Raw genomic sequence first — 23,671 nt, forward strand, 5'->3', positions numbered from 1 at the left:
GGAGGAGCTTTAGGCAGAACTCAAAAAGATGGGAAACCCTGGATACCTCCTTGGTGGTTTTCCTTTGTGCTACTGCCGCTAATGGTCATCGCTGAATTTTATGTCAGCCAAGTAACCGGTTGGCGGGGAGTGTCCTCATCCAACGTGGAAGGAGTCTCTTGGAGCGAACTGAGCTCTGACGGCATCGTCCTTCACGTAGTGGGGTACATGGCTTTTTACCTCGTTCTAGTACTGCCCATCTTCTTGGTTCGTCGATACCTATTGGAGAAACGGCAAAAGCAAGGAAGCGAACCGGATGAAAAGGGCAAAGACGAACAGCCTTAGATATAGCTGGATAACTGAGGGGGCCTGCCCCCGAAAGTAGAGGCCCCGGGGAGTTAGCTCCCGCGCACATTAGGTGTCTGCTAAACAAGGAAAACTTCACACCCCGCCACGTTTGCCTGTGCAAACTGCGGCGGGGTGAATCTTTATTTGGGTTGTGCGCAGTAACGGCTAGCTAGGCCAATACTGGCTGTTTAGGCACAATCCTTACAGATGGGCATGCCATCTTCTTCGTGCGAGTAACGCTTATTGGACTGGACCAAAAAGCAGGATCCGCAGGTAAATTCGTCTTCTTGGCGGGGAACGACCTGTACGTTGAGTTCCTCGCCGGTGAGGTCAACTGATGGCGGCTGGAATGCTTCGACGATTTCGCCATCGTCATCCATGCCATTGCTTTCGGGTTCAGCTGCTTTCAGTCCCTCTAAAGAGTCAGTTTCAAGTTCGTCTTCTGCACCGCGGCGCGGTGCGTCATAATCGGTGGCCATACTGCACGCCCCTATAAGTCGAGTTGCTTTAGGAATAGTTGTTTATCGATCGCGCATAGTAAAGGACAAACACCGATATGTCATCCTGCTGCTAAGAAATTCTTAGATCCTTCACCCCCGCATCGCTTCCTTAGCGCCATGTGCTGCCAAAAGTTCCTCAAATGCGGGTGCCAAATTCACCCCCGCAGCCCAGGTTAATTCACCATCGGCGGACCCCTTGTCCAGCCCTGGATGGTGGACTTTAGCTCCTGCCTCGCGGGCGATGAGAGCACCGGCGGCAAAATCCCAAGCGTTAATGCCGTGCTCGAAATAGGCATCTACGCTCCCCTCGGCCACGCGGCACAAATCAAGGGCGGCTGCGCCGATGCGGCGGATATCGCGGACCTGCGGCAGCAACTTGGTCAGCAGTTCCGCCTGGTGTTTGCGCCGCTGTGCGCCGTAACCAAATCCCGTCGCAACCAAGGAAAGCGCGGGATCATCTTGTTCACCGCATCGCAGCGAGGACCGCGTGCCATCCGCAGTGGTAACCGTGGCACCCTCGCCTGCCGCTGCGGAATACACCTGCCCCCGCGCCACGTTGACCACAGCGCCTGCTACCAGGCGGCCATCGTATTCCGCACCGATGGAGACCGCGTAGTCCGGAATGCCGTAAAGGAAATTGACGGTTCCGTCGATGGGGTCCACGATCCACCGCACGCCGGTCGTCCCGTCGAAGCTCGCGCCTTCCTCACCTAATAAGCCATCGCCAGGGCGGCTTTCCCTAATCGTGCGCGTAATAAACTCCTCAGTGGCGGTGTCGACCTCCGTTACCGGGTCGACGGCGCTCGATTTCGTCTGAGTATGTGCCGCAATACCGTCTCCAGCGACCAAGTCGGCGCGGCGCGTCCGGATAAGTTCCGCCGCGTGCATCGCGGTAGATTCCGCAAAATCTCGCAACTGCAGAAAATCTATGTCATGATCCATGCCAACCATTGTGCCTTCTTCTACACTTGCGAGCATGACTACTCATACTGGCCACTCATTTGGCATCGATATCGGCGGCTCCGGCATTAAGGGCGCAGAAGTCGACCTCAAAAACGGTGAATTCGTGGGTTCGCGGCTAAAGATCCCTACCCCACAGCCGTCCACACCAGATGAGGTAGCCACGGTAGTAGCCCAAATTGTGCGCGAAAAAGAGTGGGACAAGCCCGTCGGCATCACCTTGCCCTCGGTAGTGTCGAACCACACGGTGCACTCCGCTGCCAATATCTCACCTGAGTGGATAGGCGTGGATACCACCGAGTTGTTTTCGCGTTATTTAGACGTTGATTTTGTGGTCTTAAATGATGCCGATGCCGCAGGACTTGCGGAAGTCGCGTATGGAAACGAGTTGGCCAAAACCGGGCCAGTCATCTTTTTGACGCTGGGAACCGGCATCGGATCGGCCTTCTTCCTCAACGGGCAGCTCTTCCCCAATACCGAGCTTGGCCACCTCACGGTGGAAACTAACGAAGCCGAGGCGATCGCGTCCTCCGCCGCCAAGGAACGCGAAGGGCTGAAGTACAAGGAGTGGACGCCTCGGCTCAATCGAGTGCTGCAAGAATACGAGAAATTATTTAACCCGCAAGCATTCCTGATCGGGGGTGGCATATCTCGCAAATTCCACAAATGGGGACACCACTTAACCATTGATACCCCCGTTATGCCTGCACAGTTGCAAAATCGTGCGGGTATTGTAGGTGCAGCGATGGCGGTATTGGAAGGCCTAGAGCCATAAAATCGCCGTTGCATTAACCCTATCTACCGGCATTGTGCAAAAATCGCCTATACTGGGCGGTCGATCCAAAATTGCATGGCTCTCGGGCGTGTCTGACCTGCATAAGGCCTACACCCGCTACCATTTCTTAATGCTATTGCCACCCTGTGCGGGTGCGGTGAGCTATTCCCATCAAGTAGTAAGTCGAAAGGGCGTACGTGGCAGCCACTGATTCTTCAGACCAGGCACTCGGCGAGGACGATAAGTCTGTCGAGGCATCTACTCCTGCAAAGAAGACCGCCAAAAAGACGGCAAAGAAAACGGCGAAGAAAACCGCCAAGAAGACAGCTAAAAAGACGGCGAAAAAGACTGCCAAGAAAACGGCGAAGAAAACCGCCAAGAAGTCGGCGAAGAAATCAGCCAAGAAAGCTGTCAAGAAGACCGTGCGAGCCTCTGCGGCGGAACCGCAAGACTCCCCTGCAAACTCCGCGGAGAAAGCGCCGTCGGAGGAGGCAGAGGACGCAGAGGATCAGCTCGATTCCGTTGAGCAAGATGCCCCTGCGGATGACGTCGACTTCGACCCAACTCATGAGGACATCGAAGAGGACGAATTCGATGCCCCCACTGACCTCGATGAAGACGATATTCAGGAAGAGTTGGGCGAAGAAGAAGACGAGGACGAAGTAGAAGATACGTCCTCTGTCTGGGATGAGGAAGAATCCGTCGCCCTGCGCCAGGCGCGCAAGGATGCACAGCTGACCGCCTCCGCCGACTCCGTGCGCGCGTACCTCAAGCAGATCGGTAAGGTTGCCCTGCTGAATGCTGAGCAGGAGGTCTCTTTGGCCAAGCGCATTGAGGCCGGCCTGTACGCGCAGCACCGCATGGACGAGATGGAAAAGGCTCGCGCGGAGGGCGATAAGGCTGCCAAGCTCTCCCCCATGGAAAAGCGCGATCTGCGCAGCATCGCTAGGGACGGACGAAAGGCTAAGAACCACCTGTTGGAGGCCAACCTTCGCCTTGTGGTCTCCTTGGCCAAGCGCTACACCGGCCGCGGCATGGCTTTCTTGGACCTTATTCAGGAAGGCAACTTGGGCCTTATCCGTGCGGTGGAAAAGTTCGACTACACCAAGGGCTACAAGTTCTCTACCTATGCCACGTGGTGGATCCGCCAGGCCATTACCCGCGCCATGGCAGACCAGGCCCGCACCATCCGCATCCCGGTACACATGGTGGAGGTCATCAACAAGCTGGGACGCATCCAGCGCGAGCTGCTCCAGGACTTGGGCCGCGAGCCCACCCCACAGGAGCTCGCGAAGGAAATGGACATCACCGAAGAAAAGGTGATGGAGATTCAGCAGTATGCGCGTGAGCCCATCTCGCTGGACCAGACCATCGGTGATGAGGGCGATTCTCAGTTGGGTGACTTCATCGAGGACTCTGAGGCCGTCATCGCCGTCGATGCCGTGTCCTTCACCTTGCTGCAGGACCAGCTCCAGGACGTGCTGACCACGTTGTCCGAGCGCGAAGCTGGCGTCGTGCGCCTGCGCTTCGGGCTTACCGATGGCATGCCGCGCACTTTAGACGAGATCGGCCAGGTCTACGGCGTTACCCGCGAGCGCATCCGTCAGATCGAGTCCAAGACGATGTCAAAGCTGCGTCACCCCTCTCGTTCGCAGGTATTGCGCGATTACCTCGACTAGATAACTCGCCCGCCTCGCACAGCATTAAGGCCGCACCACGGTGGTGCGGCCTTTTATGTGCCTTTCCCTCCTGCGGGGCTGGCGTCGCGAAAGAAGCGCAGCGCCAGCAAGCCGGCCGACAGCCAACCGGCGATAAGGAGGCTTGCTACCACTTGCGCAAGTAGTTGATGCGCTCGCGCAATTGGTCCGCGCTACACAACGCGGTGGGCGGTCCGCCGCAGGCCTTGCGGACCTCGGTGTGGATGGCACCGTGCGGCCGGCCGGAGCTCTGCGCGGCAATGGAGACCACCGTGTTGAGCTCCTTGCGCAGCGCGCCGAGCTCATCCACCACGCCGGTATCCGCTGCGGCATCGGACTCTTGCTGCTTCGCGGCAGGCGCATGACCCATGCCGTAGATCTTGCGGCGGTGGGCCTCTTCTGCCTCAGCGGCCCGGCGCGCCTTTTCCTCGGCCTCACGGCGGTCCATTTCCTCGGATTGCTTCTTGCGCAGTAGGTCTTTGACCTGGTCGGCATCGAGGAGCCCGGGGATGCCGAGGAAATCGGCTTCCTCATCAGAGGTCATATCGCCGGTATTAAACTGCGAGCCGTTATAGAGCAGGCCAGAAAATTCGGCTTCGGCGCCTAAGGACTCGTAGGACTTTTCCAGCATGTCCGGTTCAGTCTTTTTCTGGTTTGCTTGCTCGAGTAGCTCGTCGTCCCAGCCTTCTTTCTCCGTCTTCTCTTTGCCTAAGACGTGGTCGCGGGATTTTTCCATGTGCTCGGCAAGGCCGAGCAGCACGGGGACGGAGGGAAGGAAGACCGAGGCGGTTTCGCCAGGCATGCGGGAGCGCACAAAGCGGCCGATTGCCTGGGCGAAGAACAAGGGGGTCGACGCGGACGTGGCGTAGACTCCGACCGCGAGGCGGGGCACGTCGACGCCCTCAGACACCATGCGTACGGCAACCATCCATTCATCGGTGGAGTCCGCAAATTCTTGAATGCGGTCCGAGGAACCTGGGTCATCGGACAAAATAACCGAGACTGGGGTATTGGAGAGTTGCTTGAGGATTTTCGCGTAGGCGCGGGCGGTGGTCGTATCGGAAGCGAGCACGAGCCCGCCGGCATCCGGCATATTGCGCCGCATCTGCATCAAGCGGGTATGCGCCGCCTGCAGCACGGCGGGGATCCATTCGCCCTTGGGGTCGAGCGCGGTGCGCCAGGCGCGCGCGGTTTGTTCCACGTTCATGATGTCACCCAGTCGCGCGGAGTGCTCTTCCCCGGCGGAGTCCCGCCAGCGCGCCTCGCCGGAGTAGGACAGGAAGACGACGGGGCGCACGACGCCATCGGCAAGCGCATCGCCGTAATCGTAGGTGTGGTCGGCGCGTGAGACCTTATGGCCTTCCCCATCGTCCTCATAGCGCACAAAGGGGATGGGCGATTCATCGGAGCGAAACGGCGTACCGGTCAGCGCGAGGCGGTGGTTGACGTCGTCGTAGGCTTCCTTGACGCCATCGCCCCAGCTTTTGGCATCGCCGGCGTGGTGGATCTCGTCCAAGATCACCAAGGTGCGCCGCGCGGAGGCAACGGCGCGGTGCTTGAAGGGGTGCATGCCCACTTGGGCATAGGTCACCACGATGCCGTCCATGCTGGGGTTGACCGCAGAGGAGTTCGTGAAGGCAGGATCCAAGGCCAAGCCCACCCGCGCGGCGGCGGCAGACCACTGCGTCTTCAGGTGCTCGGTAGGCACCACGACGATGACGCGTTCTACCGTGCGGTCTTCCATAAGCTCCGTCGCGATGCGCAGAGCAAAGGTGGTTTTACCCGCACCTGGGGTCGCCACGGCCATAAAATCTTGTGGCTTGGTGGCGAGGAATTTATCGAGGGCTGATTGCTGCCACGCGCGGAGGTTCGTCTTCTTAAACGTCCTCACTTGCGGCGAAGACCCTTAAAAACGCGTTCGCAATCGGGGCATACCGGCGAGCCCGGCTTTGCCTGTTTGGTTACCGGGAAGGTCTCACCGCACAGAGCAACGACGTATTTTCCGTTGACCGCGGAATCGAGAATCTGATCCTTTTTGACGTAGTGGAAGAACTTCGGCGTGTCATTATCCGTCGTCGAAGTGTCTTCACGAATATCTGGCCGTTCAATTGTCTTCGTAGTCGTAGTCACGCACCCCATTTTGCCGCATCAGCATCGAACTTTGCGAGTCATGCGTCTACCCTTGGAGAACATGCACACTCTACGCACTCCAACGCCGGCTTTCCCGTCCCCTGTTGTAGGGTTACGCGCCGCGCTCCAGGGAGGTGCGTAATTTAAGTGTTTGGCAAAAAGGAACGTTTTCTCATCACGGATGCCAAGCTCTCGCCCGCACAAGATCGCAGGCGCCGGGAGCTGTGGTACGGATTTTTCCAATTCCTGCGCGTGCCGTCCCTGCTCATTGCCGGGGTCTTTTTGTACATGCATTGGTGGTTGCTCGCGGCGATCATCGTGGGCGTGACCTTTCCTTTGCCGTGGATTGCCGTGGTCATTGGCAATAGCCGCGGTGAGAAGAAGGACAAGCGGGATAAAAATGTCTATAAACCCGCGATGAATCGTCAGCTATATTCGCAGTATCAGAACCAACAGATTTCCCGCGGTGGCTCCAAAGCAATCGAATCTCAGCATTCCGTTATTGACCATGACGATACTGCCTCCGATTAGGCGCATAACCCGCATGAATAGCACGACTGGAAAGGATCTTCTCCCAGCATGACGTCCTTTGGCCCTCATTTCGATGCCGCCGCGCTGCGCGATCTTGCCCCGGAGCTAGCGGAGGCTTTTTCGCAGGCCAGTTTTACTACCGATGGTTTAGCTGGGCATTTGGGTCCGGAGCTTACGGAGGCCCTCTACCGCGGTGAGCCTGCCGCGGTGGCGCGCGGCACCGCCGGTAATTCCCAGCTGGATACGCTCATCCGCTTCTTCCTGCTGCATGAGCATCTGCCGGCCACGCTGCTTGCCGATGCCCTCGGGGCCCGCCTTGCCGCCAAGCTCCTGGATGCCGGCGTGGCACTTTCCGATGATCGCGGCAGCATCTACATTGCCCTCGATATCCGGCCACATATCATCGTCGGCTCCAACCGCCTCGTCTTTTCCGATGTCGATGCCTCGCTGGTGGACCACGTCCCCGGCGCGGATCACGTCTTGGGCGTCGGGGCGGCAAGCCTCTCACTCTTGCAATCGACGCCGGTAAGCCCGGTATCAACGGTGCTCGATCTGGGCACCGGTTCGGGAGTGCAATTGTTGGGTCAGCTCGAGTGCGCGCGCAGCATTACGGCGACGGATGTCCACCGGCGCGCGCTTGATTTGGCCGGTGCCACTGTCGCTGCCTCAGGGACTAGCACAGAGGTAGAGCTAGTTGAGGGCTCGTGGTTCGAGCCCGTTGCGGGGCGCACCTTTGACCGCATCGTTGCCAATCCCCCATTCGTCGTTGGCATTCCTGAGGTGGGCCATGTCTACCGCGATTCTGGCCTGAACTTGGATGGGGCTAGCGAATTGGTGGTATCCCAGGCAGTGGATCACCTCACCCCGGGCGGAACCGCGCATTTGCTCGCCGCCTGGGTGCATACCGGTGGGCAGACTTGGCAGCAGCGCGTGGCCTCGTGGCTGCCGGATAAGGGCGTGGCTGCCTGGATCATTCAGCGGGATGTCGCCGATCCTTCCCTCTACGTATCCACCTGGCTCAAGGACGAATCGCTTGATGTGCGCAGCGATGAGGGCAAGGCGCGCTCAAAGGCCTGGCTGGATCATTTCCACCACCACGATGTCACAGGTATCGGGTTTGGGTTCGTCGCCATTCAAAAAATTGCCGAAGACGCGCCCTCCGATATCTTGGCCGAGGAAATGCCGCAGCACTTTAGCGACCCGTTGGGACCCGAGGTGGAAGAATACTTCGCCCGCGTGGCCTGGCTGCGCGACTTGGTTCCTGGTGAGCTAGAAGGCAAGCACTTCCAAGTTCGTCCACAGGTGGCCAAGGAAGAAGTCAGCGTGGCCGATACCGATAATAAACAAGGATTTAGCCGGGCGGTTATCCGCTTGACGCGTACCGATGGGCCCCGGTGGAGCCACGAAGTCGATGAACACTTGGCAGCAATCGTAGCTGGCTTATCTCCCCATGGGCTCAACCTTGGAGAGACCGTTGGCCTGTATGCGGTAGCGCACGGCTTCGATGAGGCAGAACTGACCGCGGCCGCGCTTCCCGCCATCATCGATATGGTTCGCCACGGCCTGCTCATCCCCGCCGATCTGCTGCTCGAGGATGATGCTTCCCCGACTGCCCACACCGAATAGCTCCGAACGCCCAGGAAAGGAAGGTACAGGCATGCGCGCAGTACTAACCCGCGTATCCGAAGCAGCTGTCACCGTTGCGGGCGAGACCGTCGGCGCCATCGACTGCCCTGAGACCGGCGGGCTTTTAGCCCTCGTCGGTGTCTCCCGGGAGGATTTAGCCGATTGGAAACCGCGTGCGGAAAAGATGGCCCGCAAGATCGCGGAGCTGCGCATCCTTGAAGGTGAAGTATCGGTTGCAGATGCCGGAGCCCCAGTCTTGGTGGTCAGCCAGTTCACGCTGTATGGCCGCACTGCCAAGGGGCGGCGCCCATCGTGGGCCGATGCTGCCCCGGGAGAAGAGGCCGAGCCGGTCATCGAGTACATCATCGAGCGCCTCCGCGAGCGCAATATCGCGGTCGAATCAGGCCAATTCGGGGCTATGATGCGCGTGTCTTCCGTCAACGAAGGCCCATTTACGGTTTTGGTCGAGACCTAATTTCCTCTCCTGCATTTTCTCTTCATCCGGCGTCTACCTGCGCGAGCGCCCACTCACACCCAGAATTATCTATGAGCTAGATCGCACAATGGGCAACTTTGTTCAACAATGCATATCTCTGGGTGCCGCGCAAGCTTTTTCAGAGTGATAATTAACCTACCCGGAATACAATAAATTATTATCACGTGGCATCATCGCGGGCTTATACTTAACGTGCAACGAAGCGAATGGGCTGGATACAAGCTGAAAAAATAATTTCAGTCCCTTTCCCGCGCACGCTGGTGAGAGAAAATCTTTTCTCACTCCAGGGTGACAGGAGCCCTCAAGCTTCGGTCAACCCCATGCAGAGGAGGAAAGAAAATGTCCCACAAGCTCTTGCGCCACGGACAAGTCGAACACCCGGAACACGACGCGCAAATTCCGGAACAACTACCCGCAGAAGAAAAGCCACCCGCTGACGGCATAGAAACGCCATTTGCGGGCCAAGAAGGCGCCCCAGCGTGGAACAAGGAAGACACCGTATGGATGCTCTCCCTATTCGGCACCGCAATTGGCGCCGGCGTACTCTTCCTTCCCATCAACGCGGGCATCGGCGGCATCATCCCGCTTCTCATCATGACGGTCGTCGCCTTGCCGATGACCTATTGGGCCCACCGCGGCATGACCCGCCTGGTCCTCTCCAGCTCAAAGCCAGACGGCGATCTCACCGACGTCGTGGAAGAACACTTCGGCGTTAAAGCCGGCGTGTTGATGAATATCCTCTACTTCCTCTCCGTCTACCCCATCCTCTTGGTGTACTCGGTAACCATCACCAACACGGTGAACTCCTTCCTGGATCACCAGCTAGGTATCACCCCTCCAGATCGCTGGCTTACCTCGCTGGTTCTCGTCGGCGGCCTCATCCTCGTCGTGCGCATGGGTAAAAACGTGGTCGTCCACGTCATGTCCTACTTGGTCTACCCATTCATCGGCATCCTGGTACTACTCTCGCTATACCTCATCCCCAAGTGGAATACCGCACTCTTTGACAGCTTCGACCTCAGCGTCGCGCGCGAAGCCTCCGGCCACAGCATGGGCATTACCTTGATGCTCTTGGTCCCGGTCATGGTCTTCTCCTTTAACCATTCGCCCATGATTTCTTCCTTCGCCGTCGACCGCCGCCAAACCTACGGCAAGTACGCGGAATACAAGTCCCGCAAGATCTTGCTCCGCGCGGAAATCCTCATGGTCGTCGTCGTGATGTTCTTCGTCTTCTCCTGCGCGCTCAGCCTTTCTCCTGCAGATATGGCCGAGGCTAAGGAACAAAACATCACCATCCTGTCTTACCTGGCCAACCACTTTGACAACCCCCTCATCCAGTGGATTGCCCCCATCATCGCCATGATTGCCGTAGCCAAGTCCTTCTTGGGCCACTACCTCGGCGCTGCAGAAGGCTTTGAAGGCCTCCTGGTCAAAGGCAGCAAAAATGCCAATAAAGATGATGCAGAATCCAGCCACAAGCTCGACACCATCACGCTTGTCTTCATGCTGGTAACCGCGTGGCTCGTTGCCTGGGCGGATCCTTCCATCCTCGGCATGATCGAGACCCTCTGCGGCCCGACCATCGCCATCATGCTGTTCCTTATCCCGATGATTGCCATCCACAAGGTTCCAGCACTCGCCCGCTTCAAGGGCAAAGCCTCCAACTACTTCGTCTTCATCATGGGCCTCGTTGCCCTGGCCACCATCATCTACTCCATCGTGCAGGCTTTCTAAGCAGCACCCACTTCTCAGGATTTTCCAGGAGAAAAACCATGTTCATCAGTATCTTCGATATGTTCAAGATCGGCATCGGCCCCTCAAGCTCACACACGCTTGGGCCAATGAAAGCCGGCAAGGCCTTCGTCGACGAACTCAAAGAAAAAGGCCTCATGGATAAGGTCACCCGCGTCCAGGCCAACGTCTACGGCTCCCTCTCCTTGACCGGTGTGGGCCACTCCACCGATAAGGCCATCCTGTTGGGCCTGGCCGGCGAAGAACCAGAAACCGTCGATATCGACGGCATCTCCGCCTTCATGAAAGAGGTCAACCAGAGCGAAACGCTCCTGCTCGGTGGCACGCACACGGTGGGCTTCCCCAAAGACGGCGGATTCTACTTCCACGATGAATACCTGCCCATGCACGAAAACGGCATGTGCCTTATCGCCTTTGCCGGCGAGGAAGACATCCTGCACAAGACCTACTACTCGGTGGGCGGCGGGTTCATCGTCAAGCAAGAAGACTTCGCCATGCGCACCCAGGATTCCGTCGAGGTCCCATTCGCTTATTCCAGCGCGGAAGAACTACTGGCGCTGTGCGAAACCAATAATATGACGCTGCCTGAGCTCGGTCGGGCCAATGAAAGGGCGCTGCACAGCGATGAGGACATCGACGAGCACCTGCGCAAGGTCCGCGATGTCATGTACACCGGCATCAAGCGCGGCTCCACCACCGATGGCCCGCTCCCCGGTGCCCTGCTCGTACCGCGCCGCGCCGCCGCCCTGAAGCGCAGGCTGGAACAATCCGACCCGCACGATGGCCTCAACATTTTGAGCTGGGTAAACATGTTTGCCCTGGCCATTTCGGAGGAAAATGCCGCCTGTGGCCGCGTCGTCACCGCGCCGACTAATGGCGCATGCGGCGTCGTGCCTGCGGTCCTGGCCTATTTCGATGAATTCGTCGAGCCAGTCACCCCGAGCATGTTCGCGGACTATATCTTCGCCTGCAACCACATCGCCGCGCTCTACAAGATGAACGCCTCCATTTCCGGTGCGGAAGTTGGCTGCCAAGGAGAAATTGGCGTCGCCTGCTCCATGGCAGCAGCCGGGCTGGCCCAACTGATGGGGGCGACACCGGAACAGGTGTGCGTGGCCGCCGAAATCGGTATGGAACACAAATTGGGCCTGACGTGTGACCCAGTCCTAGGCCAGGTGCAAGTCCCCTGCATCGAGCGCAACGCCGTAGCTGCGGTAGACGCCATTACCAGCGCACGCATGGCCCTGGACCGCGAAAGCAAGCCGTGTGTCAGCCTCGATGAGGTCATCTGGACCATGTACAACACCGGTAAGGACATCAACGCCAAATACCGGGAGACCTCACAGGGCGGCCTAGCCCTAGCGGTGCACCCGCCCATTCCGGTATGTGGTTAATGCCGGCAACCTAGGCTCCGGAAAGAGCGCCTTTAAAGGAGGCGAGTACTTAGGCACGGCCGGGTACTCGCCTCCTTTGTCGTTACTTTGTGGTACCTTATCAATAATCTGACAGGAATTATAAGGACATGCTTCAGCTGATGAATCTTTCTAGCAGCCATGCCCCCGAAGAAAACTTCCTCGAGCAGTACATACCACTCGTCGATTTCCTCGGTCAGGCCATGGGCCCCAACACCGAAATCGTGCTTCATGATCTCGATGTACCCGATAAATCCATCATCGCCATTGCCAATGGACACATCTCCGGCCGCGAACTAGGCGGCCCGGTCACAGACTTTGCGCTCTGGTTCATGAAACAGGGCGACGCCGCGGCCGTTCCTATGATGACCGGGTACCGCGCGGTCAATAGCGAGGGAAAAGTCTGCCGCTCCTCGAGCTATTTCCTGCGCGATGCCACCGGCCATATGCGCGGCATGCTTTGCATCAATGTGGAATTATCCGAGCTTATCCAGATCCGCGATGCGGCTAACTCGTTGATAGGCGGTACCGAGCCGGCCATCGATAAGGCGAAGGCCTTCGGCGGCTACCCTGGCATCACCACGCCGCAGCCCACTCCCGCACCGGAAGCGCCCGCGCAGAAAAAGCCGGAGGCGCCCTATAGCGAATCGCTGCGCTCCAACGTCGAGCACCTCTTGGACTCCATGCTGGATTCCGCGATTTCCACGCACTCCACCCCGGTCGAGTCGATGCAGCGCCACGAACGGCTAGAGGTCATCGCTTCCCTCGAGGATGCTGGCTTCTTCCTCCTCAAAGGCGGCATCGCCGCGGCGGCCACCCGGCTCGGCGTATCTGAGCCCACGGTCTATCGCTACCTCGTACAGGTCCGCGGCTAAGACTACCCCGCCACGTGGATGTAGCGGTTTTACTGCATCCACGTGGCGCCTGTGCTTGCCGACGCCCCCAAAAAGGTGGACCAAAGCGGCCGGCACGTCGCTGTTTTAAACATTTCAGGATGGGCGGGAACTAAATGCGTCCTCACACCGTTGTACTTTTTGAAACAGGCGACAATTTCAGGAGGCTGAAAAGATGACGAATCCATCTGCCAACACCGCCAATGGCACTTCGACTGCCACTACTGATGAGGAACAGGAAGTAGACCGCGGGTCTCGCCGCAATCAAACCAATGACAATCCCTCCGCGGACTTGGTACGCGTCTACCTCAACGGAATCGGTAAGACCGACCTGCTCAGCGCCGAGGACGAGGTTGAACTCGCGCAAACCATCGAGGTAGGCCTGTATGCAGAATACAAGCTCAATAATGCAGAGAAGCTGACGCGCGCAGAAAAGCGCGACCTGAAGATCTTGGCCCGCGAAGGCAAGAAGGCCCGCTCCCACCTGCTGGAGGCAAACCTTCGACTCGTAGTCTCCCTGGCCAAGCGCTACACCGGCCGCGGAATGCCACTATTGGACCTCATCCAGGAGGGCAACTTGGGCCTTATCCGCGCCATGGAAAAGTTCGATTACGCCAAGGGCTTTAAGTTCTCCACCTACGCGACGTGGTGGATCCGACAGGCCATTACCCGCGGCATGGCCGACCAATCGCGCACCATCCGCCTGCCGGTCCACCTGGTGGAACAGGTCAATAAGCTTTCCCGCATCAAGCGTGAGATGTATCAGTCCTTGGGCCGCGAGGCGACCAATGAGGAACTGTCTGAGGAATCCGGCATTGATGAGAACAAGATCGAGATGCTGCTGCGCCAGTCCCGCGATCCCGTCTCGCTCGATATGCCCGTCGGCACCGACGAGGAAGCCCCATTGGGTGACTTCATCGAGGATGCTGAGGCTACCGATGCTGAGACCGCCGTCGTGGCCTCCATGCGCCACTCCGATATTCGCGGTGTCATCGATACGCTAGAAAAGCGCGAGCAGGACGTCATTCGCCTGCGCTACGGCTTGGATGACGGCGTGCCACGCACCCTCGACCAGATTGGTCGCCGGTTCGGGCTCTCCCGCGAACGCGTACGCCAAATCGAGCGTGAGGTCATGGCAAAGTTGCGCGATGGCAACCGCGCCGACCGCCTGCGCGAGTACGCGCTGTAGAACTTTTCGCCTCCTGAACCATATTTAATCGCGACCTCGACTGTGCCGCCGAGAATTTTTCCAGTGTGCTTTCGAGGTCGCGTTCTCTATGCAAGCGGCGAGTACGAACTCGTCTCCTTAAAATCTCTCCAGCAAACTTAGGGCAACTTAAGCTAGTCTGGATACAGAATGTAAAAAGCGCTGTCTGCTTTGCGCACGGCACGCATTACTGTTTTCAAAGAAAGGTATGCCCACGTGAGGGACCTCGTTGATACTACTGAGATGTACCTTCGGACCATTTATGAATTGGAAGAAGAAGGCATCACTCCCCTGCGCGCCCGGATTGCGGAACGCCTAGAGCAGTCCGGACCTACCGTATCCCAAACCGTTGCTCGCATGGAGCGCGATGGCCTCCTCCACGTTCGTTCGGACAGGAGCTTGGATCTAACCGAAAAGGGACGCGAATTGGCCACGGCGGTTATGCGCAAGCACCGACTCGCGGAGCGTTTGCTTACTGATGTCCTCGGGCTCGATATCAGCAAGGTCCACGATGAGGCCTGCCGCTGGGAGCACGTGATGAGCGAAGAGGTGGAAAAGCGCATGGTATCGGTCCTCGATGACCCTAGCCGCTCGCCTTTTGGCAACCCCATTCCGGCGCTGGCGGAACTGGGCTTCCAGGTCCCCGAGCCATCGATTGGGACGCGGGCTATCGATCTCCCCGATGGCGAAGAGAAGTCCGCAAAGATTATCCAGATTAACGAGATCCTGCAGGTGGATGAGGCCACCTTCCGGGAACTCGCAGAGGCTGGCATCCGCATCGGTACCGAGGTCACCGTGGTCAATAATGGCGGCACGATTTCGCTTACCACTCCCTCGGGTAAGGTCATCACCTTGGCAGATGATCTCGCACACGCCGTGCGCGTGGAGGTCTAGGCCATGAAGCTTTTGGTTACTGGCGGTGCCGGCTATGTCGGCAGCGTGTGTTCCGCAGTCCTCGTAGAGCAGGGCCACGATGTCACCATCATCGATAACTTTTCCACGGGTAATAGGGATGCCGTGCCGCCCGCAGCCCGCGTGGTAGAAGGCGATGTGGCCGACAAGGCCGCAGAGGTACTCGGCGAAGGCGGCTTTGAGGGAGTCCTCCACTTCGCCGCCCGCTCGCTGGTCGGTGAATCCGTGGAAAAGCCGGACGAATACTGGCAGCACAACGTCGTGACCACGCTGCGCTTGCTCAACGCCATGCGCAATAACGATGTGAAAAGCCTCGTCTTTTCTTCCACCGCAGCCACCTATGGCGAGCCGGAGCAGGTCCCTATTACTGAGGACATGCCGACCCAGCCCACGAACCCCTATGGCGCTAGCAAATTAGCTATCGACTACATGATTACCTCTTTTGCACAGGCCTTTGGGCTCGCGGCAACGTCCCTGCGCTATTTCAACGTCGCCGGTGCCTACGGCTCCATCGGCGAAAACCGCGAGATTGAAACCCACCTCATCCCCATTGTCCTGCAGGTTGCTCTGGGGCACCGAGATAAGATTTTCATGTTTGGCACGGATTGGGATACCCCGGATGGAACGCCGGTGCGCGACTACATCCATATCCGCGATCTTGCCGATGCCCACGTGCTTGCCCTCCACAGCAATGCCCCCGGCACCCACCGGATCTATAACTTGGGTTCCGGCGAGGGATACTCCGTCAAGCAGGTCATCGAGATGTGCCGGAAGGTCACCGGCCACGAGATTCCGGCGGAGATCGCCCCGCGTCGTGCCGGAGACCCAGCCACGCTGATTGCATCCTCAGACAAGATCAAGCGGGAGCTGGACTGGAATCCCCAGCGCACTGACTTGGAAACCATCGTGACCGACGCGTGGAATTTCACGCGCCAGCTGGGCGACCGGGCGCATTCGGCGCGGCGCTAAAGCGCGGGGCTACACAAAGCCATCGGCATCAATCCCCGCTGCTTCCCGCGCCGCGTCGCAACCACGGCTTAGGCTGGTAATGAGGCGTTCCCCCATTCCGCTGCGATAGGCCTGAGCGATGAGCTGGCTTAAATTGTGGCCCGGTGCCTCATCGATGGCGACGGTCAGCGCCGGACCGGCGTAAAGCCCGAATTTCTGCGCCACCTGGGTCGCTGCAAACAGCGCCAAGGCGTTATAGCGGATGGTGCCGCCAAAGGTGCGCGCCGTGGCTAGGAGCAAGGTACCGGCCGCGTGCGGGGATTCGACGAGGTCTCGGATGACCAAGTCGCGCATCCACGTCGTCGACATCCACATCGCCCCCACGCAGAGTAATTCTTCGTTGTCTAGGGTCTCTTCCAGCGTCTCTACCTCGCTTAATACATACTGCACATCTGCAATGAGGTGCTGGACCACCCGGGTTGGATCCGTCGTGCCATACCCGTGGCCGGCACGCATTTGCCGGGACAATTCCTCGGCGCAGCGCTGCATGGACACGATTTCTTCTTGCCCAAAGTACGGGTTGTGCGGGGCAAATTGCTGGACCAGCTCATCGCGGGAAAGCTCCGGCAAGGTACCGTTTTCTACGCAGGCGCGCATGGAAGAGCTGGTGGAAATAGCGGGAATGGTTCCTTCGCTCCAAGCGTGCATAGGGCCCTTGCCATTGCCGGTGCTAAAGCCGAATACGAGGTCGTAGGCAGTGGACGTAGCGATTTCTTCCACAAGCCAGCAGGCATCGATTCCGGTGCCCTTGTCATCTTCGAAGTGGTAGAGCGCCTCGATCATCTCCCAGAGCTCTACTTCCTCGCGTTGGGAGATGATAAAGCCGAGAACGACTTCCGGATTACCGCAATGAAAGGCGCTCATGATCTCTGGGAGGGCGTCGGGGACATCGGACAGGTCTATGCGTGCAACTGGCCCCATGGTGCGGCCTGCTGGGGTTGGTTCGATGGAGATGAGGACGATTGATTCTGCTGGGAAGAATCCGAGGATTCCTGGAATATTGGCAAGGATATCGCCGGGTGTACGGATGGGCTGTTGTGGCGTTGTGATCTTCATGGCTCCTAGCTTCGGGGCCTGCGGCAAGTACCGAAAGCCCATCGCGGGCAGAGGGCCGAAATCTGTGGATAAGGTGGGTGGAAGGGGGCATCGGCAAGCAGTTATGCACAGGCCCACCGCACCGGCCCTAGCGCCGGTTGCCTCGTTAGGGCATAATGGGTTATTTAACTACTCCGCGAACACTGACCTGAGTGCGTGTGGGAATAGTGCGGTCCTGGCGGTCGTTGATCTAGATTAAAAGACCAAGGAGGTAACACATCATGCACGAAGAAGATCGCAGCATGTACGAATTGGAGTACCCCGCTCCGGTGGTCAAGGACAATTCCGGTGAAGGAAAAGGCCCCACCATGATTGTTGCCATGCACGGCTATGCCGATGCGGGCCAGGCCGTTGAGTCGAGCGCCGATCACCTCAAGGCCGCGCTGGAAAACCGCCAGCTAGCCTCCTTTAACTCTGATGAGCTCATCGATTATCGCTCCCGCCGCCCCGCCGTCACCATCGATAATGACCGGGCCCTCGAGGTAGAACCCATGGATTTGGGTTTGAAGGTGCTCCGGGATAATTCCGGCAAGTCCTTCCTTCTTCTGTCTGGCCCAGAGCCGGATATGCGCTGGGAAGCATTTACCACGGCGGTGGTCAAGCTGGTGGAGAAATTCGATATTGAAGACACCATCATGCTCTACGCCGCGCCGATGCCCGTGCCGCACACTCGCCCCACCGTGGTCACCGCGCACGGTACCGCCTCCCGCCTGACGGATAGCATGGTCAAGATGGATTCGACCATGATGGTTCCTGGCGCCGCGGCGCTGTATATCGAAAAGGCCTTGGCGGATAAGGGCCGCACGGTAGCGGGCTATACCGCTCACGTGCCGCACTACCTGGCTGCGTCTCCGTACCCACAGGCCACCCTGGAGCTCCTTGACTCCGTGGCTAAGGCTGCTCAACTGAATATTCCGCTGGGCAGCATTGAGGCGGATATTTCCCGCGTCGAGGGCCAGCTGGATGAGCAGGTCAATGGCTCGGAAGAGATTGAGGGCGTGGTCCAGCAATTGGAGCAGCAATACGATGCCTTCATGGACCGCTACCGCCAGGAGCACCCGCAGGCCATCATGCCGGGCGAGGAAGCCGTGCCCAGCGCTGAGGAAATCAGCGAGGAGTTCGAGGCCTTCCTCGCCTCGCTTGATGAAGCCGATAGCGAGGAGATTATCCACACGGATATCGATGACCGCGAAGACTCTGACGATGACGATGACAGAGACTTAGGCGACGATATCTAACGAACCCGCCCCCATCGCCGCTAAGGTGGTGGGGGTGAACTTATCTCAACAGCTGCCAGATTTAACGGAAGTCCCCGAGTCCCTCATTGATGAGGCCATTTGGGATACTTTTAACTCGTGGACCACCAGCAAGGGAATCGATTTATATCGCGCGCAGGAAGAGGCCTCGCTCGGCATCTTGGCCGGAGATAACGTCATCCTCGCGACCCCAACGGGGTCCGGAAAGTCCATGGTGGCCAACGCCGCGCATTTCATCGCCCTCGCCCGCGGGCAGCGGAGTTTTTATACCGCGCCCATTAAGGCGCTGGTTAGCGAGAAGTTCTTTGCGCTGTGTGAAATCTTCGGCGCAGAAAACGTGGGCATGATGACTGGCGATGCCACCGTAAACGGCAACGCCCCCATCATCGCCGCCACCGCTGAGATCGTTGCCAATATCGCGCTTCGCGATGGCGCCGAGGCCAATATCGACCAAGTGGTTATGGACGAATTTCACTACTACTCCGATCCAGATCGCGGCTGGGCCTGGCAGGTGCCGCTCTTGGAGCTACCCAAGGCGCAATTCCTCTTAATGTCCGCCACGCTCGGTGATACCGACTGGCTGCAGGAAGATCTCACCCGCCGCACGGGCCGCGAGACTAATTTAGTGGCCGGCTCCACCCGCCCGGTGCCGCTGGATTTTTCCTATGTTTTCAGCGCGGTGCACGAAACCATCGAAGAGCTGCTCGCCGATAATAAGGCACCCATTTATGTCGTGCACTTTTCCCAGCGCGAGGCCGCCGAGCGGGCCCAAGCCCTGACCTCGCTGTCTGGCATCATTAACAAAGAGGAAAAAGAGGACATCGCTGAAGAAATCGGCGGCTTCCGCTTTACCACTGCCTTTGGTAAGGACCTCTCAAAGTTGCTTCGCAAGGGCATTGGCATTCACCATGCGGGAATGCTGCCCAAGTACCGACGGCTCGTGGAGCGCCTCGCGCAGCGCGGCCTCCTCAAGGTTATTTGCGGCACCGATACCTTGGGCGTGGGCATCAACGTGCCCATCCGCACCGTATTGATGACCGGCCTGGCCAAGTTTGATGGGCAACGCCAGCGCATCTTGAAATCCCGCGAATTCCACCAGATTGCGGGGCGCGCTGGGCGCGCGGGCTATGACACGGAAGGCACCGTCGTCGTCGAGGCCCCAGAGCACGAGATTGAAAATGCCAAGGCCCGCAGGCGCATTGGCGATGACCCGAAGCGGCTCAAAAAGCTCAAGAAGAAATCCGCACGCGAGGGCGAAGTCTCCTGGTCCGAGAAGACCTTTGCGCGGCTCACGGAAGCAGAACCGGAGCAGTTGACCTCGCAATTCCGGGTCTCGAATTCGATGCTGCTCAATGTCTTAGCCCGCCACGGCGATGGTTATGCGCATATGCACCACCTCTTGCGCGATAATCACGATCCCCGCAGCAAGCAGAACAAGGACATCCTCACCGCCCTCGACCTCTTCCGCGGATTGCTAGATTCCGGTGTGGTCCAAAAATCCACGAAGGGGCTCGATATCTACGGCCGCCCCTACCACCTCGTGCGGGAATTGCCGCGAGACTTTGCCCTAAACCAGCCCCTCGGGCCCTTTGCCTTGGCCGCGCTCTCCCTGTTGGACCCAGAGGCAGACAGCTATCACCTTGACGTAATCTCTATCTTTGAGGCGATCCTCGATGATCCCCGGCAGGTGCTGCAGGCCCAGCAGAAGAAGCGACGTGGGGAAGAAATTGCCGCGCTTAAGGCGGATGGGGTGGACTATACCGACCGCATGAATATTGTGGAAGACATCACCTGGCCCAAGCCTTTAGAAGAGCTACTCGAGCAGGCCTACGATACCTTTGCTGAGACCAATGCGTGGGTGAAAGAGTTCGAGCTGCGGCCCAAATCCGTCGTGCGTGACATGGTAGAAAATGCCATGACCTTCTCGGACTTAGTGGCCACCTACGGCCTAGCCCGGTCAGAGGGCGTTATCCTCCGCTACCTCACAGACGCATGGCGGACCCTTAAACAGTCCATTCCCGATGAATATACGATGCCCCAAGTTGAAGACATCATCGTCTGGTTAGGCGAGCTCATCCACCAGGTGGATTCCTCGCTTGTCGATGAATGGGCGCAGATGGCTGGCGAAGACTCCCCCATCGATCAAGATACGCTCAACCGCGAGCTGGCCTTCGGCGTCGAAGATCCTGCTGCGCTTACCGCTAACCGACGCGCCTTTGGCATTATGGTGCGCAATTACATGTTCCGCCTAGCGCAGCTCTTCGCGTTGGAGGAAGAAGACCGCCTCGCCGAGGTATTGGATTATCTGGACGAGGTCCCCGATTTTGGCGCCGTCTTGGATGACTACTTTGACGAATACGACGACATTGATACCGGCCCTGAGGCGCGCGGACCCGAGTACTTCCGGTTGGAAGAATCCAGCTCCCGCAGCTGGCCCGTGCGGCAAATTATCAAGGACCCAGCAGGAGATCGCGCCTATCAATTTGTCGCCACGGTTGATCTGGACGCCTCCGATGAAGCCGGCGAAGTCCGCCTGTCAGAGTTGCGCGTCGAGTATTAATCACACGCGGGTTAGCTAAAACGATAAAAGCCACCCCCTGCGCTGTACCCGGCGTCCTATGGGGGACACCGAGGGAAGCAGCGCGCGGGGGTGGCTTATTCCAAAGGCTAATTAAGCAGCGCTTTTAGCGTGCAGCCTCAATCTGGACGGCCTGTGCGACTGCCTGAATGACAGAAGCAACCTTGATGGCCTCCCAGACCTGCTCCTTGGTCGCGCCAGTATCGTTGAGCTTCTGGGTGTGGGCGCCCAAGCAGTGCTCGCAGCCGTTGATGGCGGACACGGCGATATTCCACAGCTCGAAGTTAGCGTCTTCCACGCCAGGCTTGGAGATGAAGTTCATCCGCAGGCCGAACTTGACCTGTGCGTAGTCATCGCCCAACCAGCTCTTGGCGCGGTAGGCAACGTTGTTCATTGCCATCACGGTGGCAGCGCCGTAAGCGGCGTTGGTAGCTTCCTCAGAGAGGTGCTCTTGCGCCTCTTCCGCGATTTCAGAAATCACGGTGTCATTGCGGGTAGCTGCCGCCGAAGCCAACAGGGTGCCCCACAGCTGCTCTTCATTGAGCTCGGTCGTGCGTGTCAACGCACCAAGGTTGAGCTTCTGATCCTTGGCGTACTCAGGCAGTGCTGACTTCAAGTTCTCGATAGACACGGTCTTTCTCCTTCTAAATCTTTTCTCAGTAACTTAACTTGCAAGTAAGGTGCATGCCTCCCCGCCTGAACGGCAGGGAAAGCAATCACTCATAACTAATGCTTAAAGCTGGGACTGAACGACGTCCATCTTGTCGATGTTCTTCGTTGGGTCGTTCTTCTCCCAGTTGCAGGCGCAGACCTCTTCGGACTGCAGGGCGTCGAGGACGCGCAGAACTTCGTCAACGTTACGGCCCACAGCGTCCGGGGTAACGGAGACGAACTGGATGACGCCATCTGGGTCGATGATGAAGGTTGCGCGGTCAGCAACGCCGTCAGCGTTTTCTACGCCCAGTGCGCGGATCAGGTCGTGACGCACGTCGGAAAACATCGGGAACGGAACGTCCTTCAGGTCCGGGTGGGTTGCGCGCCAGTTGAAGTGAGCGAACTCGTTATCGGTGGAGCCGCCCAGCACCTGGGTGTCGCGGTCCTGGAACTCTTCGTCCAGCTTGCCAAAGGCAGCGATCTCGGTCGGGCACACGAATGTGAAGTCCTTGGGGTAGAAGAAGACGACCTTCCACTTGCCCTCGTACTTGTCCAAGGAAACCTGCTCGAAGTAGTCCTCTGGCTGGCTAGCGTTAACGTTGTGCAGGTCGCCGCCGGTCAGGGCGGTGAGGTCGAATTCTGGGAACTTTTCGCCAACGGTCATGATAGGCATGTTCTTCAACTCCTTCTTAAAAGGGTAATCTTTTTCAAGTTTCCGACAGTCCTGTGCCGAGGACCACGGGCCGGACCCTCTCCGGCCCAACACCAAAGACAATACCATTAATTCCGGTCACGTCAATAGCTAATCCTATAGATAAATGTTAGAGTGATAGGCATGCATAATAAAGAGTATCGACCAACACTTGCCCAGCTGCGTACGTTTGTCACCGTGGCGGAAAACAAGCACTTCGGCACCGCTGCCGCCAAGCTGGAGATCTCTCAGCCTTCCCTCTCCCAGGGTCTCGTGGCGCTCGAGCAGGGACTCGGCGTGCAGCTCATCGAGCGCTCCACCCGCAAGGTCATCGTGACATCGGCCGGCGAAACCCTTCTGCCCTATGCCAAATCCACGCTTGAGGCCGCCGATACCTTCCTCGCGCACGCCCGCGGCGCCCACGGCACCCTGTCCGGCCCGTTGACCATTGGCGTCATCCCGACCATCGCCCCGTATATCCTCCCGGACTTGCTGGCGAAGATTACGGAGACCTACCCAGAGCTTGAGCCGCGCTTTGTGGAGGAGCAAACCCAGCACCTCATCGCGCGCCTGCGCAACGGCAACCTCGATTTAGCCGTCCTTGCCCTGCCTTCAGAGGCCACGGGCATGGTCGACAGCCCGCTGTACACCGAGGACTTCGCCATCGTCAGCCCGCCCGATCATCCCATCGCCGGGCGTACGGACGTCCAGGTGGCGGAGCTGCGGGACTTGGATTTGCTACTGCTTGACGATGGCCACTGTCTCCGCGACCAAGTCGTCGATCTCTGCCGGCACGCCCACGTCAACCCGGCAGAGGCAACCAATTCCGTCACGCGCGCCTCATCACTGACCACCATTATGCAGCTGGTGATGGGCGGGCTCGGCTGCACCCTTATCCCCAAGTCCGCATTGGCCACCGAATGCCACGGCAAGAACCTCGGCATCGCCTACTTTGCCCCCGATGTCACCGCAGAACGCGAAATCGGCCTCGTCTTCCGCTCCTCTGCCGCACGCAGTGAAGAGTTCCGCGAATTCGGCACCCTGATTACCGCCGCTTATGAAAATGCCCTCGCCCGCTCGCTGGAGGGCTAAAACTTAAGCGTCTTCGATTCCCCACGGCCCCTCGGCTCAATTACTCCCGCCACATAAGTTTAAGGCCACCGAAGCACCG

22 protein-coding genes are annotated in these 23,671 nt (G+C 58.5%); 15 read left to right on the top strand and 7 right to left on the bottom strand.

Going from position 1 to position 23,671, the window contains the following annotated elements:
• Positions 1–81 precede the first annotated feature (81 nt).
• The gene (locus tag CACC_RS07030) at positions 82–324 is read left to right on the top strand and encodes a hypothetical protein (protein ID WP_005278946.1); all 243 of its coding nucleotides are present in this window, start codon (positions 82–84) and stop codon (positions 322–324) included.
• A gap of 191 nt (positions 325–515) precedes the next feature.
• On the opposite strand, the gene CACC_RS07035 is transcribed toward CACC_RS07030, so the two are convergent.
• Together CACC_RS07035 and CACC_RS07040 are read right to left on the bottom strand one after the other, a co-directional pair.
• Positions 516–806, bottom strand: coding sequence for a DUF4193 domain-containing protein (locus CACC_RS07035; protein ID WP_005278945.1), 291 nt, complete (start codon positions 804–806; stop codon positions 516–518).
• Between the two features lie 111 nt (positions 807–917).
• Positions 918–1,805, bottom strand: coding sequence for an inositol monophosphatase family protein (locus CACC_RS07040; protein WP_005278944.1), 888 nt, complete (start codon positions 1,803–1,805; stop codon positions 918–920).
• On the opposite strand from CACC_RS07040, the gene ppgK reads away from it, so the two are divergent.
• Together ppgK and CACC_RS07050 are read left to right on the top strand one after the other, a co-directional pair.
• Positions 1,804–2,562 carry a polyphosphate--glucose phosphotransferase gene (ppgK, locus tag CACC_RS07045; protein ID WP_023017377.1) on the top strand — a complete coding sequence of 253 codons (759 nt, stop codon included), beginning with the start codon at positions 1,804–1,806 and terminating at the stop codon, positions 2,560–2,562. The two genes, CACC_RS07040 and ppgK, sit on opposite strands and share 2 nt — an antisense overlap.
• Positions 2,563–2,759: 197 nt before the next feature.
• Complete coding sequence (locus CACC_RS07050; RefSeq protein WP_005278942.1) at positions 2,760–4,241, top strand: RNA polymerase sigma factor; 1,482 nt, start codon at positions 2,760–2,762, stop codon at positions 4,239–4,241.
• A 145-nt stretch (positions 4,242–4,386) separates the two neighbouring features.
• Here CACC_RS07050 and CACC_RS07055 read toward each other — a convergent pair whose 3' ends face one another.
• Both CACC_RS07055 and CACC_RS07060 read right to left on the bottom strand, forming a co-directional pair.
• Positions 4,387–6,150 (bottom strand): DEAD/DEAH box helicase, encoded by a 1,764-nt coding sequence (locus CACC_RS07055; protein ID WP_005278941.1) that lies wholly within the window; start codon positions 6,148–6,150, stop codon positions 4,387–4,389.
• The gene (locus CACC_RS07060; RefSeq protein ID WP_005278940.1) at positions 6,147–6,398 is read right to left on the bottom strand and encodes a DUF3039 domain-containing protein; all 252 of its coding nucleotides are present in this window, start codon (positions 6,396–6,398) and stop codon (positions 6,147–6,149) included. Before CACC_RS07060 ends, CACC_RS07055 begins: the two co-directional genes overlap by 4 nt.
• A 138-nt stretch (positions 6,399–6,536) precedes the next feature.
• Between CACC_RS07060 and CACC_RS07065 the strand changes: the two genes are divergently transcribed.
• From CACC_RS07065 to galE, 9 genes are all read left to right on the top strand, one after another.
• Complete coding sequence (locus CACC_RS07065; protein WP_005278938.1) at positions 6,537–6,920, top strand: DUF3099 domain-containing protein; 384 nt, start codon at positions 6,537–6,539, stop codon at positions 6,918–6,920.
• Between the two features lie 48 nt (positions 6,921–6,968).
• Positions 6,969–8,546, top strand: a complete 1,578-nt coding sequence (locus tag CACC_RS07070) for a DUF7782 domain-containing protein (protein ID WP_005278936.1) — start codon at positions 6,969–6,971, stop codon at positions 8,544–8,546.
• 31 nt (positions 8,547–8,577) lie between these two features.
• Positions 8,578–9,021 (top strand): D-aminoacyl-tRNA deacylase, encoded by a 444-nt coding sequence (gene dtd / locus CACC_RS07075; protein WP_005278933.1) that lies wholly within the window; start codon positions 8,578–8,580, stop codon positions 9,019–9,021.
• A 360-nt stretch (positions 9,022–9,381) separates the two neighbouring features.
• A complete protein-coding gene (locus CACC_RS07080; RefSeq protein ID WP_005278931.1) occupies positions 9,382–10,776 on the top strand; it encodes an SLC5/6 family protein in 1,395 nt (464 codons plus the stop codon).
• Positions 10,777–10,814: 38 nt separating this feature from the next.
• Positions 10,815–12,188 (top strand): L-serine ammonia-lyase, encoded by a 1,374-nt coding sequence (locus CACC_RS07085; protein ID WP_005278930.1) that lies wholly within the window; start codon positions 10,815–10,817, stop codon positions 12,186–12,188.
• A 140-nt stretch (positions 12,189–12,328) separates the two neighbouring features.
• Complete coding sequence (locus CACC_RS07090; RefSeq protein ID WP_244262146.1) at positions 12,329–13,081, top strand: helix-turn-helix transcriptional regulator; 753 nt, start codon at positions 12,329–12,331, stop codon at positions 13,079–13,081.
• Between the two features lie 193 nt (positions 13,082–13,274).
• A complete protein-coding gene (locus CACC_RS07095) occupies positions 13,275–14,288 on the top strand; it encodes a sigma-70 family RNA polymerase sigma factor (RefSeq protein WP_005278926.1) in 1,014 nt (337 codons plus the stop codon).
• A gap of 234 nt (positions 14,289–14,522) precedes the next feature.
• Positions 14,523–15,200, top strand: a complete 678-nt coding sequence (locus CACC_RS07100) for a metal-dependent transcriptional regulator (RefSeq protein WP_023017369.1) — start codon at positions 14,523–14,525, stop codon at positions 15,198–15,200.
• A gap of 3 nt (positions 15,201–15,203) precedes the next feature.
• Positions 15,204–16,187, top strand: coding sequence for a UDP-glucose 4-epimerase GalE (galE, locus tag CACC_RS07105; protein ID WP_005278922.1), 984 nt, complete (start codon positions 15,204–15,206; stop codon positions 16,185–16,187).
• Between the two features lie 9 nt (positions 16,188–16,196).
• On the opposite strand, the gene CACC_RS07110 is transcribed toward galE, so the two are convergent.
• Positions 16,197–17,282, bottom strand: a complete 1,086-nt coding sequence (locus tag CACC_RS07110) for a DUF4192 domain-containing protein (protein ID WP_232215126.1) — start codon at positions 17,280–17,282, stop codon at positions 16,197–16,199.
• 260 nt (positions 17,283–17,542) lie between these two features.
• On the opposite strand from CACC_RS07110, the gene CACC_RS07115 reads away from it, so the two are divergent.
• Both CACC_RS07115 and CACC_RS07120 read left to right on the top strand, forming a co-directional pair.
• On the top strand, positions 17,543–18,559 hold the full coding sequence (locus CACC_RS07115) for a PAC2 family protein (RefSeq protein ID WP_005278919.1): 1,017 nt from the start codon (positions 17,543–17,545) through the stop codon (positions 18,557–18,559).
• A gap of 34 nt (positions 18,560–18,593) precedes the next feature.
• The gene (locus CACC_RS07120; RefSeq protein ID WP_035108451.1) at positions 18,594–21,137 is read left to right on the top strand and encodes a DEAD/DEAH box helicase; all 2,544 of its coding nucleotides are present in this window, start codon (positions 18,594–18,596) and stop codon (positions 21,135–21,137) included.
• 124 nt (positions 21,138–21,261) lie between these two features.
• Here the strand turns inward: CACC_RS07120 and ahpD are convergent, their stop codons facing one another.
• Both ahpD and CACC_RS07130 read right to left on the bottom strand, forming a co-directional pair.
• Complete coding sequence (gene ahpD, locus CACC_RS07125) at positions 21,262–21,786, bottom strand: alkylhydroperoxidase, AhpD family (RefSeq protein WP_005278916.1); 525 nt, start codon at positions 21,784–21,786, stop codon at positions 21,262–21,264.
• A 102-nt stretch (positions 21,787–21,888) separates the two neighbouring features.
• Positions 21,889–22,482: a peroxiredoxin gene (locus tag CACC_RS07130; protein WP_023017366.1), complete on the bottom strand. Its 594-nt coding sequence runs from the start codon at positions 22,480–22,482 to the stop codon at positions 21,889–21,891.
• 162 nt (positions 22,483–22,644) lie between these two features.
• Here CACC_RS07130 and CACC_RS07135 point away from each other — a divergent pair, with 162 nt between their 5' ends.
• Positions 22,645–23,592 (top strand): LysR substrate-binding domain-containing protein, encoded by a 948-nt coding sequence (locus CACC_RS07135; protein ID WP_005278912.1) that lies wholly within the window; start codon positions 22,645–22,647, stop codon positions 23,590–23,592.
• Positions 23,593–23,671 lie beyond the last annotated feature (79 nt).

Origin of the sequence: Corynebacterium accolens (genome assembly GCF_023520795.1) — a bacterium.
Taxonomy (GTDB): domain Bacteria; phylum Actinomycetota; class Actinomycetes; order Mycobacteriales; family Mycobacteriaceae; genus Corynebacterium; species Corynebacterium accolens.

Coding starts and splice junctions, on each gene's coding strand:
- CACC_RS07030 (WP_005278946.1), top strand. CDS start 82: ATGGTCATCGCTGAATTTTATGTCAGCCAAGTAACCGGTTGGCGGGGA.
- CACC_RS07035 (WP_005278945.1), bottom strand. CDS start 806: ATGGCCACCGATTATGACGCACCGCGCCGCGGTGCAGAAGACGAACTT.
- ppgK (WP_023017377.1), top strand. CDS start 1,804: ATGACTACTCATACTGGCCACTCATTTGGCATCGATATCGGCGGCTCC.
- CACC_RS07040 (WP_005278944.1), bottom strand. CDS start 1,805: ATGCTCGCAAGTGTAGAAGAAGGCACAATGGTTGGCATGGATCATGAC.
- CACC_RS07060 (WP_005278940.1), bottom strand. CDS start 6,398: ATGGGGTGCGTGACTACGACTACGAAGACAATTGAACGGCCAGATATT.
- CACC_RS07070 (WP_005278936.1), top strand. CDS start 6,969: ATGACGTCCTTTGGCCCTCATTTCGATGCCGCCGCGCTGCGCGATCTT.
- dtd (WP_005278933.1), top strand. CDS start 8,578: ATGCGCGCAGTACTAACCCGCGTATCCGAAGCAGCTGTCACCGTTGCG.
- CACC_RS07080 (WP_005278931.1), top strand. CDS start 9,382: ATGTCCCACAAGCTCTTGCGCCACGGACAAGTCGAACACCCGGAACAC.
- CACC_RS07085 (WP_005278930.1), top strand. CDS start 10,815: ATGTTCATCAGTATCTTCGATATGTTCAAGATCGGCATCGGCCCCTCA.
- CACC_RS07090 (WP_244262146.1), top strand. CDS start 12,329: ATGAATCTTTCTAGCAGCCATGCCCCCGAAGAAAACTTCCTCGAGCAG.
- CACC_RS07095 (WP_005278926.1), top strand. CDS start 13,275: ATGACGAATCCATCTGCCAACACCGCCAATGGCACTTCGACTGCCACT.
- galE (WP_005278922.1), top strand. CDS start 15,204: ATGAAGCTTTTGGTTACTGGCGGTGCCGGCTATGTCGGCAGCGTGTGT.
- CACC_RS07110 (WP_232215126.1), bottom strand. CDS start 17,282: ATGAAGATCACAACGCCACAACAGCCCATCCGTACACCCGGCGATATC.
- CACC_RS07115 (WP_005278919.1), top strand. CDS start 17,543: ATGCACGAAGAAGATCGCAGCATGTACGAATTGGAGTACCCCGCTCCG.
- CACC_RS07130 (WP_023017366.1), bottom strand. CDS start 22,482: ATGCCTATCATGACCGTTGGCGAAAAGTTCCCAGAATTCGACCTCACC.
- CACC_RS07135 (WP_005278912.1), top strand. CDS start 22,645: ATGCATAATAAAGAGTATCGACCAACACTTGCCCAGCTGCGTACGTTT.